This is a genomic window from Streptomyces sp. SID3212, from assembly GCF_009865405.1.
Taxonomy (GTDB): domain Bacteria; phylum Actinomycetota; class Actinomycetes; order Streptomycetales; family Streptomycetaceae; genus Streptomyces.
In genome coordinates this window covers 1-1,457 of the sequence record NZ_WWJY01001219.1, presented here as the reverse complement: position 1 = coordinate 1,457, position 1,457 = coordinate 1, and the positions used below count along the sequence as shown (strand labels likewise).

Below are 1,457 nucleotides of genomic sequence, written 5' to 3'. Positions count from 1 at the left end.
CCTCTGCGTCGCCACCGTCAGCCCCCGCAAAGGCCAACTCCGCCTGGTCGAGGCCCTCATCGACCTCGCCGGGTTCGACTGGCGGTGTGTCCTGGTCGGGGGGCTCGGGCAGGATCCCGGTTACGTCGCCCGGGTCCGGGAGCGGATCGACGCGGCGGGGCTCGGAGCGCGGATCCGGCTCGCCGGGCCCCGCGTCGGGCCCGCCCTCGCCGCGACCTACGCGCAGGCCGACCTCCTCGTCCTCGCCTCCCACGCGGAGACGTACGGCATGGCCGTGACCGAGGCGCTCGCCCGTGGCATCCCCGTCCTCGCGACCGCCGTCGGCGGTGTCCCCGAGGCGCTGGGGCGCGCGCCCGACGGCACCCTGCCGGGCGTGCTCGTACCACCCGACAACCCCGCCGCCCTCACCGCCGCGCTGCGCGCCTGGCTCGCCGAGCCCGGTGAGCGGCGCCGGTCGAAGGAGGCCGCGTACCAGCGGCGTACCACCCTCGCCGGCTGGGACACCACCGCACGGAGTCTGGCCGAGGTGCTGGAACAACTCCCCCACGGACCTCGGAGGACCACGTGAACACCACCGACACCACCGGCACGAGCGACACGAGCGACACGAGCGAAGAGCCGCGCTTCACGCCCGAGTGGCTGGAGCTGCGGGAGGGCGCCGACGCCGCCGCCCGCGCCACCGAGTCCCTCGACCCCCTCCACCGCCACCTTCGCCAGCTCGCCAAGCGCCCGGCCAAGCCCTCCAAGCCCACGGCCGAGCAGCCCGCCCAGGACGCCGCCCAAGAGGCCGCCCAGCCCTCCGCCCAACGCCCCGCCCAGAACACCCCTCTCGTCATCCGCGACCTGGGCTGCGGCACCGGCTCCATGGGCCGCTGGCTCGCCCCCCGCCTCGACGGCCCCCAGCACTGGATCCTGCACGACAAGGACCCCGCCCTCCTCGCCCTCGCCGTCGCCCACATGCCCGCCCAGGCCGCCGACGGCAGCCCCGTCACCGTCGCCACCGAACAGGGCGACATCGCCGGCCTCACCGCCGCCGACCTCGCGGGCACCTCCCTGGTCACCGCCTCCGCCCTGCTCGACCTGCTCACCCGCGACGAAGTGGACGCCCTCGCCGCCGCGTGCACCCAGGCCGGCAGCGCCGCGCTGTTCGCGCTGTCCGTCGCCGGGCTCGTCGAGATCGCCCCGCCCGACCCCCTCGACGCCACGATCGCCGCGTCGTTCGACGCCCACCAGCGCCGTACCGAACACGGCCGCCGGCTGCTCGGCCCCGACGCGGTCCCCGCCACGGAGGAGGCGTTCGCCCGCCACGACGCGACGGTGTTCACGTACACCGCGCCCTGGCGGCTCGCCGCCGCCGAATCCGTACTGACCGCGCAATGGCTGCGCGGCTGGGTCGGCGCCGCCCGCGAACAGCGCCCGGACCTCGCGCCCCGCGCCCACGCGTACCTGCGCCGCCG

General features: G+C 76.6%; 2 protein-coding genes. Both read left to right on the top strand.

Annotation, left to right across the window (positions count from 1 at the left end):
• On the top strand, positions 1-568 hold a 568-nt coding region (locus tag GT042_RS36435), incomplete at its 5' end, for a glycosyltransferase family 4 protein (RefSeq protein ID WP_161312950.1).
• A partial coding sequence (locus GT042_RS38510) for a class I SAM-dependent methyltransferase (protein WP_202534741.1) occupies positions 565-1,457 on the top strand: 893 nt, incomplete at its 3' end. The genes GT042_RS36435 and GT042_RS38510, both read left to right, overlap by 4 nt.